The 16,285-nt window shown below is 38.9% G+C and carries 11 protein-coding genes, 3 tRNA genes and 2 pseudogenes; 11 read left to right on the top strand and 5 right to left on the bottom strand.

The genetic code is table 11. The features are described 5' to 3' along the window. Positions 1-214, top strand: a pseudogene (locus tag I6E11_RS10565) (universal stress protein); the annotation flags it as partial. A 55-nt stretch (positions 215-269) separates the two neighbouring features. On the opposite strand, the gene I6E11_RS10560 reads toward I6E11_RS10565, so the two are convergent. The 5 genes from I6E11_RS10560 to htpG all read right to left on the bottom strand — a co-directional run bounded on the left by I6E11_RS10560 (position 270) and on the right by htpG (position 5,221). After that, positions 270-343, bottom strand: a tRNA-Arg gene (locus I6E11_RS10560). Between the two features lie 33 nt (positions 344-376). After that, positions 377-450 (bottom strand) — tRNA-Arg (locus I6E11_RS10555). 34 nt (positions 451-484) lie between these two features. After that, positions 485-558: transfer RNA gene (locus I6E11_RS10550), tRNA-Arg, on the bottom strand. 94 nt (positions 559-652) lie between these two features. Continuing rightward, complete coding sequence (locus tag I6E11_RS10545) at positions 653-2,965, bottom strand: patatin-like phospholipase family protein (RefSeq protein WP_235338002.1); 2,313 nt, start codon at positions 2,963-2,965, stop codon at positions 653-655. A 210-nt stretch (positions 2,966-3,175) separates the two neighbouring features. Beyond that, positions 3,176-5,221 carry a molecular chaperone HtpG gene (htpG, locus tag I6E11_RS10540; RefSeq protein WP_235338001.1) on the bottom strand — a complete coding sequence of 682 codons (2,046 nt, stop codon included), beginning with the start codon at positions 5,219-5,221 and terminating at the stop codon, positions 3,176-3,178. A gap of 573 nt (positions 5,222-5,794) precedes the next feature. On the opposite strand from htpG, the gene I6E11_RS10535 reads away from it, so the two are divergent. The 10 genes and pseudogenes from I6E11_RS10535 to I6E11_RS10490 all read left to right on the top strand — a co-directional run bounded on the left by I6E11_RS10535 (position 5,795) and on the right by I6E11_RS10490 (position 16,254). After that, positions 5,795-7,144: a Na(+)-translocating NADH-quinone reductase subunit A gene (locus I6E11_RS10535; protein WP_235338000.1), complete on the top strand. Its 1,350-nt coding sequence runs from the start codon at positions 5,795-5,797 to the stop codon at positions 7,142-7,144. Between the two features lie 34 nt (positions 7,145-7,178). Continuing rightward, on the top strand, positions 7,179-8,345 hold the full coding sequence (locus tag I6E11_RS10530) for an NADH:ubiquinone reductase (Na(+)-transporting) subunit B (RefSeq protein ID WP_235337999.1): 1,167 nt from the start codon (positions 7,179-7,181) through the stop codon (positions 8,343-8,345). A 12-nt stretch (positions 8,346-8,357) separates the two neighbouring features. Next, entirely contained in the window at positions 8,358-9,035 is a 678-nt protein-coding gene (locus I6E11_RS10525) for a Na(+)-translocating NADH-quinone reductase subunit C (RefSeq protein WP_204403053.1), read from the top strand. Between the two features lie 17 nt (positions 9,036-9,052). After that, complete coding sequence (locus I6E11_RS10520) at positions 9,053-9,688, top strand: NADH:ubiquinone reductase (Na(+)-transporting) subunit D (protein ID WP_204403051.1); 636 nt, start codon at positions 9,053-9,055, stop codon at positions 9,686-9,688. 34 nt (positions 9,689-9,722) lie between these two features. Beyond that, the gene (nqrE, locus tag I6E11_RS10515; RefSeq protein ID WP_235337998.1) at positions 9,723-10,346 is read left to right on the top strand and encodes an NADH:ubiquinone reductase (Na(+)-transporting) subunit E; all 624 of its coding nucleotides are present in this window, start codon (positions 9,723-9,725) and stop codon (positions 10,344-10,346) included. 19 nt (positions 10,347-10,365) lie between these two features. Further along, positions 10,366-11,634 carry an NADH:ubiquinone reductase (Na(+)-transporting) subunit F gene (nqrF, locus tag I6E11_RS10510; RefSeq protein WP_235337997.1) on the top strand — a complete coding sequence of 423 codons (1,269 nt, stop codon included), beginning with the start codon at positions 10,366-10,368 and terminating at the stop codon, positions 11,632-11,634. A gap of 335 nt (positions 11,635-11,969) precedes the next feature. Then, the gene (locus tag I6E11_RS10505) at positions 11,970-12,329 is read left to right on the top strand and encodes a hypothetical protein (protein WP_262911702.1); all 360 of its coding nucleotides are present in this window, start codon (positions 11,970-11,972) and stop codon (positions 12,327-12,329) included. A 122-nt stretch (positions 12,330-12,451) separates the two neighbouring features. After that, positions 12,452-13,377 (top strand): annotated as a pseudogene (locus I6E11_RS10500) (MATE family efflux transporter). 104 nt (positions 13,378-13,481) lie between these two features. Next, the gene (locus tag I6E11_RS10495; protein WP_235337996.1) at positions 13,482-14,666 is read left to right on the top strand and encodes a C1 family peptidase; all 1,185 of its coding nucleotides are present in this window, start codon (positions 13,482-13,484) and stop codon (positions 14,664-14,666) included. A gap of 1 nt (position 14,667) precedes the next feature. After that, a complete protein-coding gene (locus I6E11_RS10490) occupies positions 14,668-16,254 on the top strand; it encodes a peptide MFS transporter (RefSeq protein ID WP_262911701.1) in 1,587 nt (528 codons plus the stop codon). The last annotated feature ends 31 nt before the right edge of the window (positions 16,255-16,285 follow it).

The raw sequence follows: 16,285 nt of genomic DNA, 5'->3' as shown, positions 1-16,285 counted from the left end.
TGTCCACAAGCAGTATCCTAATCTGAGTATTAACTATAGTATTGTGAATGAAGACAGTTTCTTCAATAATCTTGATGAATACGTGAAAAATGAGAATATTGATGTATTGTGTGTTTCAAATTATAAGAGAAACGTTTTTGCACGCTTGTTTAATCCTAGTATAGCTAAGAAAATGATTTTCCATTCCCGAACTCCTATTCTGATTATAAAATAATGATTGATATATACAAAAAAAGATGATGAAATACATTCATCATCTTTTTTTTGTGTGACCGCGACAGGATTCAAACCTGTAACCGGCTGATCCGTAGTCAGCTACTCTATTCAGTTGAGCTACGCGGCCGTTCAATATAAATTTGTTAAGCTTAGAAGTGAGTGACCGCGACAGGATTCAAACCTGTAACCGGCTGATCCGTAGTCAGCTACTCTATTCAGTTGAGCTACGCGGCCATTCAATATAAATTTATTAAGCTTAGAAGTGGAGTGACCGCGACAGGATTCAAACCTGTAACCGGCTGATCCGTAGTCAGCTACTCTATTCAGTTGAGCTACGCGGCCATCTCTTTTTCTTTAACGGGTGCAAAGGTATGGATATTTTTTTTAATACACAAATTATTGCACTGTCTTTTTTTACTTTTTATATAAAAACTTTTTATTGCATGAATCTTTCTCCAAAAATCTGCCATCCTAATGATATTCCTGCATTCCAGTTCTTACTTGGTGAACTATAATAGTTCAAATAAGCGCTTACTGATCCGAATGGTAATCGTACTACTAATGATAAGTCTCCCAAATATTCAAATTTACTGAACATCTTGCCATAGGTAGCCTTATATGCATCGTTGCAATTTATAGGGAAAAAAGGTACAAATCCATATATCCCTAGTCTGGCATGCACCATATTATTGAATCTGTATATTGGTATTACACCTATACCTGCAAATTGGTTGGCTCTAAAAGCCTCATTATAGGTTATTTTGCTATGGGTTGTAGGTGAAAATTCACCGGCTTGCATCATGGTGGCACGATAATTATTGCTGAAGTTTCTTGATGAATAGTAAGCATGAAGGTAAGAGCCTAAAGAAACTCTTCTTCCAAGCCTGAAATACTTCTCCAATTCATAAGATATTTGGAGCCATGCCTGACTATATTTAAATGCCCCATTATAAGGGTCTGTACCTATTCCTTGAGAAAAAGTTTCGTTTCCTAAATATATATTGGCCGCAAGTCTTTCTTTTTTACCATTGATTGCATATAGTTTACTGTCTAAGGTGTTACCTTCAAGTGCTACAAAACCTCCTAATATCTTATAACTGCTTTTATCTCTTGTACTATTGGTAAAATCGATAACATTGGTCTGAAAATATTGATCTGTAAGAGTTGCAACTCCAATTCCAAACTGTGCCTTGTGTTTACTAAGGAAAGGCATGTTTATGTAAGCTTTTAAAAACTTCTCATCTTTTTTATTGAAAATTGGACTGTTGATCTTATTAAAGAAGTTTTGTGACTGTCCATTGTAATCGAATGAGGATAATGACAGAATCATTTTATATGATGTAGGAATCTCAGTCTGTAAATCCACTCTTCCGGTTAATTGCAAGTTGTTGTAGATCTGTCCTAACTGGCCTTCCAAAGAAAGCTCTTTGGAATATTTCCCAAGATTATGATATGAGGCACCTAAATATATTTGGTTTGCTCCATTTGAGCCTACGTTTCCTCCAATCCTGACAGATAGGTCTTCTGCTATTTTTACATCCAATATGAGTGTAAAAGTATTGTCCTCATAATTGTATACAGCATGTGGGAGAATTTCAGAAATCATATTATCGGACAATAATCTGAAATATCCTTTTCTGAGGTCTTCCAGACTAAAAGTTTCGTTGTCTTTAGTATGGAATCCTCGCATGATATATACTTTCTGTTGTTCTGTAGTTCCGTTTACAATGATTTTCTTGAATTTAAGTTCCGGCATTCCTCTTTTGAAATCTATACGCTTTCTCTCAAGTATCCTGTAGCTGGTACGTCTGGATATTCTTTGCTTTATTGAATCCATAAGCTGTATAGTCCTTTCATAACCGATATTGTGTAGCTCGTCGTATCTGTCGAAATCCATAAGATTGACATCTGTATATCTGAATGTCATCATTATACCCAAAGAGTCCGGAATGGAATAGTCTGTTTTTTGCATTATCATGTTTTCCAGTTGGCTCATTATATCTCCTTCCTTTGGCTTGCTAGGGTTTGAACTTACTACACTTCCTATGATTATATCCGGATTGAAATCCTCTATCATCGTTGTAACTGGAAAATTATCGTATATTCCACCATCGTATGCCAGTACAGAATCTATCTCTATAGGTTTGAACATACCGGGAAAACTCATTGATGCCCTTACTGCATCTCCAAGGTCTCCACTTTTCATTATTAAAGCTTTCTTGTTGTAAACATCCGAAGCTACACATCTGAAAGGGACAAAAAGATTATCGAAGTTTCCTCTACACTCTGCTGTTGCCTGTGCATATAGTTCAATGAATGCTACATTCATGTGCATTGGGTCGACAACGCTTGATGGTAGGAATCTTGTTCTTACCTTTTTTGCCATTTTCATTTTTGACAGTCTGATGTTGATAAATTCCGGAGTAGGAGGATTCATCTTGAAATAATACATATATTCTTCTTCAATACCACCTGAAGAGTACCATTTTTTGAATTCTGGTGATTTGATAAGTTTCTCCATATCATCAGGTGAGTAACCCATAGCATATAAGGAACCTACTATAGCCCCCATTGATGTTCCCGTGATATAGTCGATAGGAATATTGTTTTCCTCTAATGCACGAATTATTCCTATATGTGTCATTCCTTTTGCACCTCCTCCGCTTAATACCAAACCTACTTTTTGGGCACACAGCGTTGGAAATATATGTATTATAATGAATAATATCAGTGCATATTTTAGTTTCATACTATGTTATTGGATTAAGAACGTATTATAACCAAAGATAGTCAAAATTTATTTTACGGTATAATTAAATGAATTTTTTTTTTGTTTTTGTTGCTCTCATAATATAAAGTATGATTATAGTAAAATGTGAAATACGTCACCAGTGAAAACAAAAAAAGGAGACAAATACCCGTTGATATTTATCTCCCTTTATTAAACTTATTTGTTTGATTAAATCATTTCTATGCTTCTCTTGACGAAGTTTGTAAGAGCTTCACCCTTCAGCATTCCGTTCTGAAGTAATGCCAGGTCAATCAGCTGATGAACAACTTTGTTGCCTGCTGCATATTCGTTCAGGATGTTGTTCTTCTGGTTTCTCTGCTCTTCAAGCTTCTTTTCTACATCTTTAAGTTCGTCCTTTTCGGCTACAGGAATTTCTTCGTCCTTCTTGCCTTCGTGGGCTTTGTGCAGTTCGTTTTCTCTTAGCGAAAGGATAGCGATTTCAGATTCTACCGGAACGAGCTTTTCTGCACATGCTGTCTCTGTTTCATTCAGAACCTGTTTAATTAGTTTATGGTCGCTGTTCAGTACAAGACTGTACATGTCAGGCATTTCTCCGTAGAAACTCATTCCCGGCTGTATGTTTGCCATTTCCTTCATGCGGCGCATATATTCAGCCTGAGTGATGATTACAGGTGAAGCGTTTTCACCCATAGCCTGAGCTTCAACATGGAACTCTGTTTTCTGCAGTTTTGGCAACTGTCCGCTGAATACAGTAGAAAGTATGCTGCGCTTGTCTTCTTTCAGCTCTTCGCCTTTCAGCTCGTCTTTTACTATCAGACGGTCGATAACGTCGCTGTCCACACGAGTGAAACGGCTCTTCTCCAACTTCTGTTCCAGCATGTTAATCATCGGAACGTCAAGCTGTCCGTCCATCATCAGTACGTTATAGCCTTTGTTTACGGCTGCATCGATATATGCATACTGCTCATCACGGTTATTGGCATAGAGGTAAATCAAGTTACCATCCTTGTCAGTCTGGTTTCCGCTGATAAGAGTCTTATATTCTTCCTGAGTGTAATATTTGCCTTCTGTGTCTTTGAACAAGGCAAATTTGTCAGCTTTAGAATAGAAATCTTCCTGAGTAAGCATTCCGTAGTTGATGAAAATCTTCAGGTCATCCCATTTGTTTTCGAACTCTTTACGGTCGTTCTTAAAGATGGACTGAAGTCTGTCTGCTACCTTCTTAGTGATATATGTAGAGATTTTCTTTACGTTAGAATCACTCTGAAGATATGAACGTGATACGTTAAGCGGAATATCCGGAGAGTCGATTACGCCGTGAAGCAGTGTTAGGAAATCAGGTACGATACCTTCTACAGAATCGGTTACGTACACTTGGTTGCAGTACAACTGTATTTTGTTCTTTTGCAAGTCGATGTTGCTCTTTATTTTCGGGAAGTAGAGCACGCCGGTCAGATTGAACGGATAGTCCACATTCAGATGAATCCAAAACAGAGGTTCGTCCGACATAGGGTAGAGGTCTCTGTAGAACTTCTTGTAATCCTCGTCCTTCAGTTCGCTTGGTTTCTTGGTCCAGATTGGACAAGTGTCATTTATTACATAGTCCTCGTCTGTTTCTACCTGCTTTCCGTCTTTCCATTCTTTCTTTTTGCCGAATGCTACAGGTACGGCCAAGAATCGGCAATATTTATTCAGCAATCCTTTCAAGCGGTTTTCTTCTAGGAATTCCTTGCAGTCATCGTCCACGTAAAGTATGATGTCTGTACCACGGTCAGCCTTTTCAGTTTCCTCAAGAGTAAACTCAGGACTACCGTCGCAAGTCCATTTAACAGCCTGTGCACCTTCCTGATATGATTTGGTAACGATTTCCACCTTCTTTGCTACCATAAAGGCAGAGTAGAATCCCAAACCGAAGTGACCGATTATGGCGTTTGCATCGTCTTTGTATTTTGCAAGGAAGTCATTTGCGCCTGAGAATGCTATCTGATTGATGTACTTGTCTATTTCTTCTGCAGTAAGACCAAGTCCGCGGTCAGAGATAACGATAGTATCGTTTTCTGCTTTAACTTTGATGGTAAGGTCGCCAAGTTCTCCCTTGAATTCACCTTTTGATGCGAGAGTCTTAAGTTTCTGAGTAGCGTCTACTGCATTTGAAACAAGTTCGCGCAAGAAAATTTCATGGTCGCTGTATAAGAATTTCTTTATGATGGGGAATATGTTTTCTGTAGTAACCCCGATATTACCTTTTTGCATATCTGTTATATTTTTTTATTAGTAAAATCTTTATTGAGTTTGTAATCTTCAAAACAACTGCAATTCGATATACAAAATAGATGCCAATCTCCGGATACTGACATTCTGTCATATTTCCAATGTCGACAACCGTTTTGTTTGACACTCTTTATATGTGTATGGTGGAATTACACCTTATATTATAAAAGCACTTAGTATGATATTTCGTTTTATTGAGGATAAAAACACGTAAATGCTTAGATATAATCTATAAATATAACCTATGTTTTTATAAATATAAGTTGTATATATAAAAATACAAGTTGTATTTATATATAAATAAGCTTTATATAGAGAAAATGATTCGTTGGTTCATGATTTATGTCAGCCTGTATGTATATATTCCTGCTGTAATTATCAAAGTGGCAAAAATGTAACCTCTATGTAGCGAAATTGACAATTGTGAAATATGTTTTTAGATACTAAAATCAAATAAGGAAAAAATTCTTTATTTATCTGACGAAAAAGTTCATTTTTACTTATTTTTTCTTTAATTTTGCGCGGAAAATATAAAACCATTTTTTATAACCCGATATGGCAAATGTAATTAAATTACGCAAAGGCCTGAACATTAACTTGAAAGGTAAGGCAGCTGCAGAAGTTGTGGCTGTAAAGGCGCCTGGTTTCTATGCTATAGTACCGGATGACTTTACAGGAGTAACTCCAAAGGTAGTTGTTAAGGAACAAGAGTATGTAATGGCCGGAGGACCCTTGTTTATTGACAAGAATCATCCTGAACTGAAATTTGTTTCGCCGGTTAGTGGCGTAGTGACAAGCGTTGAGCGTGGAGCTAGACGTAAGGTAATGAGTATTACTGTAGAGGCGGCAGCTGAACAGGATTACGAAGAATTCGGAAAGCAGAACGTTTCTGCAATGAGTGCAGAAGCTGTTAAGGAACTTCTTCTTAATGCCGGTATGTTTGCTTTCTTCAGACAGCGTCCTTATGATGTAATTGCAGATCCTACAGTAGCTCCAAGAGCTATCTTCGTTTCTGCTTTCGATACAAATCCGCTAGCTCCGGATTTTGAATTGGCTCTGAAAGGCGAAGAAAACAACTTCCAGACAGGACTTGATGCTTTGGCTAAAATTGCCAAGACTTATTTAAGTATTAGTGTTAACCAGAAGTCTGCTGCTCTTACACAGGCTAAGAATGTTACTGTAACGGCATTCGATGGACCTCACCCTGCAGGTAATGTTGGTGTTCAGATTAACAACATCGCTCCTGTAAACAAAGGTGAGACTGTTTGGACTATCGATCCGCAGGCTGTTATCTTCATCGGACGTCTGATGAATACAGGCCGTGTTGATATGACTCGTACAGTAGCTATCACAGGTTCTGAAGTTAAGAAACTGGCTTATTGCAAACTGAAAGTTGGTGCTCTCCTGACAGACATCCTTGCAGGTAATGTAAATAAGGATAAGGAACTTCGCTACATCAGCGGTAATCCTCTTACAGGAAAACAGATTCCTGCTAACGGTTTCCTCGGCTCATTCCACAGTCAGGTTACTGTAATCCCTGAAGGTAACGATGTTCACGAAATGTTGGGATGGATTATGCCTCGTTTCAACGAGTTCAGTACAAGCCACTCATATTTCAGCTGGTTGATGGGCAAGAAAGAATATACTCTTGACGCTCGTATCAAAGGTGGAGAACGTCACATGATTATGTCAAACGAATACGACCGCGTACTTCCTATGGATATTCTTCCTGAATATCTTATCAAGGCTATCATTGCCGGTGATATCGACCGCATGGAACAGCTTGGTATCTACGAAGTGGCTCCTGAAGATTTCGCTATCTGCGAGTTCGTATGTTCTTCGAAGATGGAACTTCAGCGTATCGTCCGCGAAGGTCTTGACATGCTCCGTCGTGAAATGTGTTAATATATATAATGTGTATATAAGAATATAAATAATAATGAAAGCGTTAAGAAATTATATCGATAAGATAAAGCCAAACTTTGAAGAGGGCGGCAAATTCCAGGCTTTTCGTTCTGTATTCGACGGTTTCGAAACATTCCTTTTCGTTCCGAATACAACATCGAAGACTGGTACGCACATCCACGACGCTATAGACAGCAAACGTATCATGTCTATCGTGGTTATTGCGCTTATACCGGCATTACTGTTCGGTATGTATAACGTAGGTTACCAGCACTATGCTTTTGCAGGCATCGAAGGTAGCTCCATTCAGAAATTCGGCTACGGTTTTCTTGCCGTATTGCCAAAAATCATCGTTTCATACGTTGTAGGTCTTGGAATCGAGTTCGTAGTAGCTCAGTGGAAAAAGGAAGAAATTCAGGAAGGCTTCCTTGTTTCAGGTATGTTGATTCCTATGATTGTTCCTGTAGATTGTCCGTTGTGGATGCTTGCCGTAGCTACAGCATTCTCTGTAATCTTCGCAAAGGAAGTATTCGGTGGTACAGGTATGAACATCTTCAACCCTGCATTGATTACACGTGCATTCCTGTTCTTCGCTTATCCTACAAAGATGTCTGGTGACACTGTATGGGTAGCTAGCAACAGCATCTTCGGTCTTGGTAAAGACATCGATGCTTTGACTGCTGCAACTCCTCTTGGTCAGGCTGCTACTGAAACTCCTATATCAGCTTCTTTGAGTGATATGATTTTCGGTTTTATACCTGGCTCAATCGGTGAAACTTCAGTTATCGCAATTGCAATCGGTGCCGTTATCCTGTTGTGGACTGGCGTAGCAAGCTGGAAGACAATGATTTCAGTATTCGTAGGTGGTGCATTGATGGCTTGGATATTCAATGTCGCAGGTCCTGATACAGCTATGGCTAACATGCCTTGGTACATGCACTTGTGTGCCGGTGGTTTCTGCTTCGGTGCAGTGTTCATGGCTACAGACCCTGTTACATCTTCACGTACTGAGAACGGTAAGTTCATCTACGGTCTGCTCATCGGTATGATGGCTATCATCATCCGTGTGTTGAACCCTGGTTATCCGGAAGGTATGATGCTTGCTATCCTGCTGATGAACATCTTCGCTCCGCTGATTGACTATGTAATCGTTGAGAACAATATTTCACGTCGTGCAAAACGTGCTATGTCTAACAAATAAAAACCGAAAACAATGAATACTAATAGTAACTCATATACTATAATTTATGCTTCGGTAATGGTTGTTATCGTAGCATTCCTGCTGGCTTTCGTAAACTCATCTTTGCGTGACCTTCAGGGTAAGAACGTTGAACTCGACACTAAGAAACAGATTCTTTCTTCTTTGGGTATCACAGAAGTTAAGGATGCTGACGCTGAGTTCAGCAAGGTAGTTAAGTCTGATATGATTGTTGCTGAAGACGGTTCTTTGAAAGAATATGACGGCAAATTCGTAACAGCTTACGAAAAAGAATTCAAGGAAAACGGTCGTGCTCACGTATTCGTATGTGAAATCGACGGTAAGACTAAATATGTTGTTCCTGTTTACGGTGCCGGACTTTGGGGCGCTATCTGGGGCTATGTAGCACTTGATGAAGACAAGAACACAATATTTGGTACATACTTCTCTCATGCATCTGAAACTCCGGGTCTTGGCGCTGAAATCGCATTGCCTCACTTCCAGAGTCTGTTCGTAGGCAAGCACGTAATGGAAGGTGAAAGTGTTGCATTGAGCGTTGTCAAGAACGGTAAGGTAGCTAACCCTGAATTTGAAGTTGATGGTATCTCCGGTGGTACAATCACTTCAAACGGTGTTGATGCTATGCTTAAGAACTGCATGGCCCAGTACACAAAATTTTTAACTACTAAATAATAGGAGGGAGACGAACAATGGGAAAATTATTTTCAGCTAAGAATAAGGAAGTATTTTCTACTCCTTTAAACATGAACAACCCTGTGACTGTACAGGTTTTGGGTATCTGTTCTGCATTGGCCGTTACCTCTAAACTGGAACCGGCTATCGTTATGGGTCTTTCTGTAACTATCATTACAGCTTTCTCAAACGTAGTGATTTCTTTATTGCGTAAGACTATTCCTAACCGTATCCGTATCATCGTTCAGCTGGTGGTTGTTGCCGCTTTGGTAACTATCGTTAGTGAACTGTTGAAGGCTTTTGCATACGACGTGAGCGTACAGCTTTCAGTATACGTAGGTCTTATCATTACTAACTGTATCCTGATGGGACGTCTTGAAGCATTCGCTATGGCAAACGGTCCTTGGGAGTCATGTCTTGACGGTATCGGTAATGGTCTTGGATATGCCAAGATTCTTATCATCGTAGCTTTCTTCCGCGAGCTTCTTGGTTCAGGAACACTGCTCGGTTTCAATATCCTGAACTATCAGTGGCTTAAGGATGCAGGCTATGTAAACAACGGTATGATGTTGATGCCTCCTATGGCTCTGATTATCGTAGCATGCCTTATCTGGTATCAGCGTGCTAAACATAAAGAGTTGCAGGAAAAATAATAGGGTGTTGAATAAAAAATATTAATTGTATAATATGGAACATTTATTAAGTTTATTCGTCCGCTCTATATTTGTGGACAATATGATATTCGCGTTCTTCCTTGGTATGTGTTCATACCTTGCCGTATCGAAGAATGTGAAGACTGCGCTCGGACTTGGTATTGCCGTGACATTCGTGCTTGTAGTTACACTTCCCGTTAACTACCTGCTCCAGACTAAGGTTCTGGCTGCTGACGGTATTCTTGGTATTGATTTGAGCTTTCTTAGCTTTATCCTCTTTATTGCCGTAATAGCTGCCATCGTACAGTTGGTGGAAATGATTGTGGAAAAGTTCAGCCCATCGCTTTATGCATCATTGGGTATCTTCCTTCCGCTTATCGCCGTTAACTGTGCCATCATGGGTGCTTCACTCTTCATGCAGCAGCGTATTACTCTTGCACCATCCGATCCTAAGTATATTGGTGGAGTAGCAGATGCTATTTCTTACGCACTTGGTTCTGGTCTTGGATGGTTGCTTGCTATTGTAGGTCTTGCTGCTATCCGTGAAAAGATGGCTTACTCTGATGTACCTGCTCCACTTAGAGGTTTGGGTATCACATTCATCGTTGTAGGTCTGATGGCAATGGCATTTATGTGTTTCTCTGGTTTGAACATCTAATAAAGAAAGGAATAAAACAATGGATATTAATTTTATTTTAGCAAGCATTGGAGTATTCCTAGTGACTATTCTGGTGTTGGTAGTAATCCTTCTGGTTGCAAAGAACTTTCTTGTTTCTTCAGGTAAGGTGAAAGTTACTGTAAACGGTGAAAACCAGTTGGAAGTTGAATCTGGTTCTACACTGCTGAATACACTGGCTGTGAACAACGTGTTCCTTCCTTCAGCATGTGGTGGTAAAGGTTCTTGCGGACAGTGCAAATGTCAGGTTGTAGAAGGCGGTGGCGAAATTCTTCCTTCAGAAGTCAGCCACTTCAGCCGTAAGCAGCAGAAAGACCACTGGCGTCTTGGTTGCCAGGTAAAAGTTAAAGGTGATATGTCAATCAAGGTTCCTGAATCAGTAATGGGTGTTAAGGAATACGAATGTACAGTTATCTCTAACAAAAACGTGGCAACATTTATCAAGGAATTCAAGGTGCAGTTGCCTAAAGGTGCTCACATGGACTTTATCCCAGGTTCATACGCACAGATTAAGATACCTAAATTCGAAATGGATTACAACAAGGATATTGACAAGAGCCTTATCGGTGACGAATATCTTCCTGCATGGGAAAAATTCGGTCTGTTCGGCTTGAAATGTAAGAACGAAGAAGAAACTATCCGTGCTTACTCTATGGCCAACTATCCTGCCGAAGGTGACGTATTCATGTTGACAGTACGTATCGCTACTCCTCCTATGAAGGCTGATAAGAGTGGATTCATGGATGTAAATCCTGGTATCGCTTCTTCATATATCTTTACTCTGAAACCAGGCGACAAGGTATTGATGAGTGGTCCTTACGGTGACTTCCATCCAATCTTCGATTCTAAGAAGGAAATGATTTGGGTAGGTGGTGGTGCCGGTATGGCTCCTTTGCGTGCACAGATTATGCACATGACACGTACTCTGCATACTACAGACCGTGAACTTCACTACTTCTATGGTGCTCGTGCATTGAACGAAGTGTTCTATCTTGAAGACTTCCTGGGACTTGAAAAAGACTTCCCTAACTTCCATTTCCATTTGGCTCTTGACCGTCCGGATCCAGCTGCTGATGCTGCAGGAGTTAAATATACTCCGGGATTCGTTCATCAGGTAATGCTTGAAACTTACCTGAAGGATCATGAGGCACCAGAAGATATCGAATACTACATGTGTGGTCCTGGTCCGATGTCTAACGCAGTTGTCAAGATGCTTGACAGTCTTGGCGTTGAACCATCATCAATTATGTACGATAACTTTGGAGGATAATATTCTAAGAGTTATATATAATAAAAAGAGCCCGATACGTGAAAAGATCGGGCTCTTTTATTATATATGTATTACATTAACAATAAAATCCTGTTATTGTTCAAATTTCTGTTAAACTCTTGATTCATGTCAACAAATGAATGGTATTTTGAATATTTCCTATCATTTGTTTTTCTGTTTCCGAAAACGTGCTTATCTTTGTATCGGTAAAAAGAAAAAGGCTTAAGCTAAATGACAGGTAAGGATATAGAAAGACTTACTAAAATGAGATTAAATTAAGGCAATCAGAAAAAGATTGTATTTTAGGTAACAACAAAAATTAAACATTAGGTATTATGAAATCAGGATTAACATTTATCGCCGCATTGGCGTTTTCTGCAACAGTATTTGCAAACGGTAACCAAACAACTACTACAGAAAAGTGGAATGGTACAATCAACAAAACTCAGTTAGGAAAATATCTTAAACTTTCTTCAGAACAGAGTGCAGAAGTTGCAGATATCTGCGATTATTTTGAAGCAGAAATGAAAATTGCCAACAGGGCAAAAGAAGGTAACAACGAAAAGATTCGTAAGGCAGTTTACGGTAATCTTAAATTGATGAAGAATACTCTTAACGAAAAGCAGTACTCAGATTACCTTAAACTTATGGGTATGACTCTTCGTAACAAGGGTATAGATATCGAAAAGAAGTAATAAACAAATAAAATTAGATCAAGTCTCAGTAGCATGTATTTGTTGCGGAGACTTTTTTATTGCCCTTAAGCAAAAAATATATTTACTTTGTATTCCGATTAAGATTTGAGAAAGCTTGTAATATGAATTGGGGTAAGGAAGATCTGATGAACGGAAATATAACTGGGGCAATAATGCGTTTTGCTTTCCCACTGATGGTGGGAAATCTATTACAGCAGTGTTATAATATAGCTGATACATTGATTGTAGGACGTGTTTTGGGAGCTGATGCTTTAGCTGCTGTAGGCTCGTCATATGCCCTTATCGTATTTATTACTTCAGTTTTTATAGGTTTGTGTATGGGGTGCAGTGCTGTGTTCTCCATGCAGTATGGCTCGAGTGATTTCAAAGAATTACGTCGGAGTATATTTTCGTCTATGTTGCTTGTAGGAAGCATAACATTATTTCTTAATATTTGCTCCGTAGTTTTTCTTTCGCCTATAATACGTATTTTGCAGATACCCACAGAACTGGAAGAAATGGTATATAACTACCTTCAGATAATATTCTTGGGTATGATTTTTCTACTTTTATAGCTCAGAATTTTGGGGCAGGCCATACTGAACGTATCCGTCGTGGTATCTGTATTGCTGTGTGTATAACTACGGTGTTTTCTCTTTTTGTATCATTTTTGGTATTCTGTCTGTCACCATTACTCATGGCATTTTTCGTTTCGGCTGAAGAAACAGAAATAATCAATATAGGTGTGGAATATCTTCGCATTGAAGGCAGTTTTTATATAGGTATAGGCTATTTGTTTCTTCTTTACGGTTATTACAGGGCAGTAGCATTACCGTCTATGTCAGTAGTTCTTACGGTTGTTTCTTTAGGGACACGTGTGGTACTTGCATATCTTTTAGCATCTATTCCCGTAATAGGGTATACGGGTATATGGTGGTCAGTTCCAATAGGTTGGGCTTTGGCTGATATTGTTGGAATTTGGTATTATCGCACTAAACATAAAAAACTGTTGATGAATTTTAATGATAAAGTATACGGTTCGGCATAAAAAATCATTCAAACTTATTCTTTCTGCCGAACCTTTTTTATCTTTGCAAATCCGTTATTCATTATGTAAATAAAAATTGTTTTTTAATATTAAAAGATTGAGAGATGAGAGTAAGGAACTTGACATTTGTAGCATTTATAGTGGCTGCATCTGCCGTTGTGGCACAGGACGGAAAAGGATATCAGTTTACTGATGTAGTATCAAATAAGACTACTTCAGTAAAGAATCAGGCAGCAACAGGAACGTGCTGGTGTTTTGCAACAACATCGTTTATGGAATCGGAGTTGCTCAGAATGGGAAAAGGTGAGTATGACTTGTCCGAAATGTTTATTGTTAGACAAAAGTATATGAATCAGTTGTCTGATAACTACCTACGTCGTGGAAAAGGTAATACAGGACAGGGTAGTATTTCTCCAAGTTGGATGACAGCATTTCAGCAGGTCGGTATCGTTCCCGAAGAAGTTTATGACGGAATAAACTATGATTCAAAGACTCATAATCATACTGAACTTGAGGGTTATATGTCTGCAATAGCAGAACAAGCAGTGGAGATGAAACGTCGCAGCACAGAATATAAAGAGCTAATTAATAGCCTATTTGACATATATATGGGTAAACTTCCGGAAACGTTCACATATAATGGCAAAGAATATACTCCTAAAAGTTTTGCTGAAAGTCTGGAACTTAATATGGAGGATTATGTAATGATTACAAGTTTTACCCATAAACCTTATTATGAGGCGTTTGAACTGGAAATTCCGGACAATTGGGAACATGTCAAAATGTATAATCTTCCGCTAGATGAGATGATGTCAGCTACAGATAATGCCTTGAAGAACGGATATACACTATGCTGGGATGGTGATGTCAGTGAAAAAGGTTTTTCTTTTACAAATGGTGTTGCTATCAATCCTGAGGTTACAAAAATGGATGATTACAGTCAGACAGACAGAGCACGTTTTGAGAATATGAAAACAGGCGAAAGACTAGAGGAAGTATATAAGTTTGAACATCCTTATCCAGAAGTTGATGTTACTCCGGAAATAAGGCAGGAAGGTTATGAATCGTTTGTAACTACAGATGATCATCTAATGCATATTATAGGGCTGACAAGAGATCAGAACGGCACTCAATACTATATAACAAAAAATTCGTGGGGAACGGACAGAAACCGTTTTGGTGGATATATCAATATGTCAGAAAGCTATGTGCGTGCTAAGACTGTTTACGTTATGATGCATAAAGATGCTTTGAATAAAGAATTGAAGAAGAAACTTGGAATAAAATAATATGGACAGTACAAAAGCTATTAAAAATGATAAAGGACATCCTAAAGGGTTGTATCTTCTTTTTGTGACTGAGATGTGGGAACGGTTCAGTTATTATGGCATGCGTGCCCTGTTTATGCTTTATATGGTTCAGGCATTGCTCTTTGATAAAGAGTTTGCCTCTCAGGTTTATGGTAGTTACACAGGGCTTGTTTATCTGACTCCTCTTATTGGAGGATATATTGCTGATAAATATTGGGGAAACAGACGTTCTATTGTTGTTGGTGCTCTGGTAATGGCTGTAGGGCAGTTCTTATTGTTTCTCAGTGCATGTTATTTTCATCAGGTAGATATAGCCAAATGGCTGATGTTCTGTGGCTTGGGATTGCTTATATTGGGTAACGGTTTTTTCAAACCAAATATCTCTACTATGGTGGGTCGTCTGTATTCGGATGATGACAAACGCAAGGATTCTGCTTTCACAATCTTCTATATGGGAGTAAATGTAGGTTCAACGTTTGCTCCGCTTATCTGTGGACTGATAGGAAACACCGGACACCCTGAGGACTTTAAATGGGGGTTTCTTGCATCGAGTATCGGTATGATTTTGGGAGCTGTAATCTTTCAAATCTTTAAAAATAAATATATTTGTAATCCTGAAGGTAACCCGGTGGGAACAGCACCTGATAAGAAAACAGATGATGATGTAAAAAAGAATAAAGATGGTGGGGCATTTTCAACTAGAAGTATTACAGCAATAGTTGCTACAATAGTGCTTACGTTAGTGTTTTCGGTAAATTGGGATTGGATAGCCGGAAATGAAGATATGTCAGGAGGACATATTTTTTCAGGTGCCGACTGGATAGGCTCTCTTATTTATGCAACTGTGATAGTGATGCCTATACTGATAATAACCGACCATAGTCTTAATCGTAGTGAGAAAATAAAGATTGGAATAATCTATGTAATAGCTTTCTTTGTTATATTCTTCTGGGCGGCATACGAGCAAGCCGGAGCATCACTGACTTTCTTTGCCGACGAGCAGACAGATCGTAATATTGGTGGATGGGAGATGCCTGCAGCATATTTCCAGTCATTTAATCCTATAATGTTAGTGGTGTTGGCTCCTATATTTGCCGGTCTGTGGTCTTTCTTGGGCAGAAAAGGAATAGAACCTAGTTCGGTAAAGAAGCAAGCTATAGGTCTTTTCCTATTGGCTATGGGATATCTGTTTATTGCTTTCGGTGTAAAAGATGTAGAACCAGGAGTAAAAGTTAGCATGGTATGGCTTACCGGATTATACCTTATTCATACAATGGGTGAGTTGTGTCTTGCCCCAATAGGATTGTCATTGGTGTATAAACTTTCTCCAGCACGTTTCTCTTCACTCCTTATGGGTGTATGGTATCTCAGTACTTCTGCCGCAAATAAAATGGCGGGAATGTTGAGCGGATATTATCCTGAAGGTGGGGTTACAAAAAGTTTTATGGGCTACCATGTTGAAAATCTGTATGACTTTTTTCTATTATTCGTATTTATGAGTGGTACGGCGGCTATTGTGTTGTTCTTTCTTTCCGGAAAACTGCAGAAACTTATGCATGGCGATTAAAAAGATATAGCCACAAAAGGAGTTCATCTTA

The sequence above is a fragment of the Bacteroides caecigallinarum genome (assembly GCF_021531075.1).
GTDB classification, from domain to species: Bacteria; Bacteroidota; Bacteroidia; order Bacteroidales; family Bacteroidaceae; genus Phocaeicola; species Phocaeicola caecigallinarum_B.
This window is presented reverse-complemented; position numbering and strand designations above follow the sequence as displayed.

Bases quoted from the DNA above. Each gene is read 5' to 3' on its own strand.
- I6E11_RS10520 (WP_204403051.1), top strand. From the start codon at position 9,053: ATGGGAAAATTATTTTCAGCTAAGAATAAGGAAGTATTTTCTACTCCT.
- I6E11_RS10505 (WP_262911702.1), top strand. From the start codon at position 11,970: ATGAAATCAGGATTAACATTTATCGCCGCATTGGCGTTTTCTGCAACA.
- I6E11_RS10490 (WP_262911701.1), top strand. From the start codon at position 14,668: ATGGACAGTACAAAAGCTATTAAAAATGATAAAGGACATCCTAAAGGG.
- I6E11_RS10535 (WP_235338000.1), top strand. From the start codon at position 5,795: ATGGCAAATGTAATTAAATTACGCAAAGGCCTGAACATTAACTTGAAA.
- htpG (WP_235338001.1), bottom strand. From the start codon at position 5,221: ATGCAAAAAGGTAATATCGGGGTTACTACAGAAAACATATTCCCCATC.
- I6E11_RS10530 (WP_235337999.1), top strand. From the start codon at position 7,179: ATGAAAGCGTTAAGAAATTATATCGATAAGATAAAGCCAAACTTTGAA.
- nqrE (WP_235337998.1), top strand. From the start codon at position 9,723: ATGGAACATTTATTAAGTTTATTCGTCCGCTCTATATTTGTGGACAAT.
- I6E11_RS10525 (WP_204403053.1), top strand. From the start codon at position 8,358: ATGAATACTAATAGTAACTCATATACTATAATTTATGCTTCGGTAATG.
- I6E11_RS10495 (WP_235337996.1), top strand. From the start codon at position 13,482: ATGAGAGTAAGGAACTTGACATTTGTAGCATTTATAGTGGCTGCATCT.
- I6E11_RS10545 (WP_235338002.1), bottom strand. From the start codon at position 2,965: ATGAAACTAAAATATGCACTGATATTATTCATTATAATACATATATTT.
- nqrF (WP_235337997.1), top strand. From the start codon at position 10,366: ATGGATATTAATTTTATTTTAGCAAGCATTGGAGTATTCCTAGTGACT.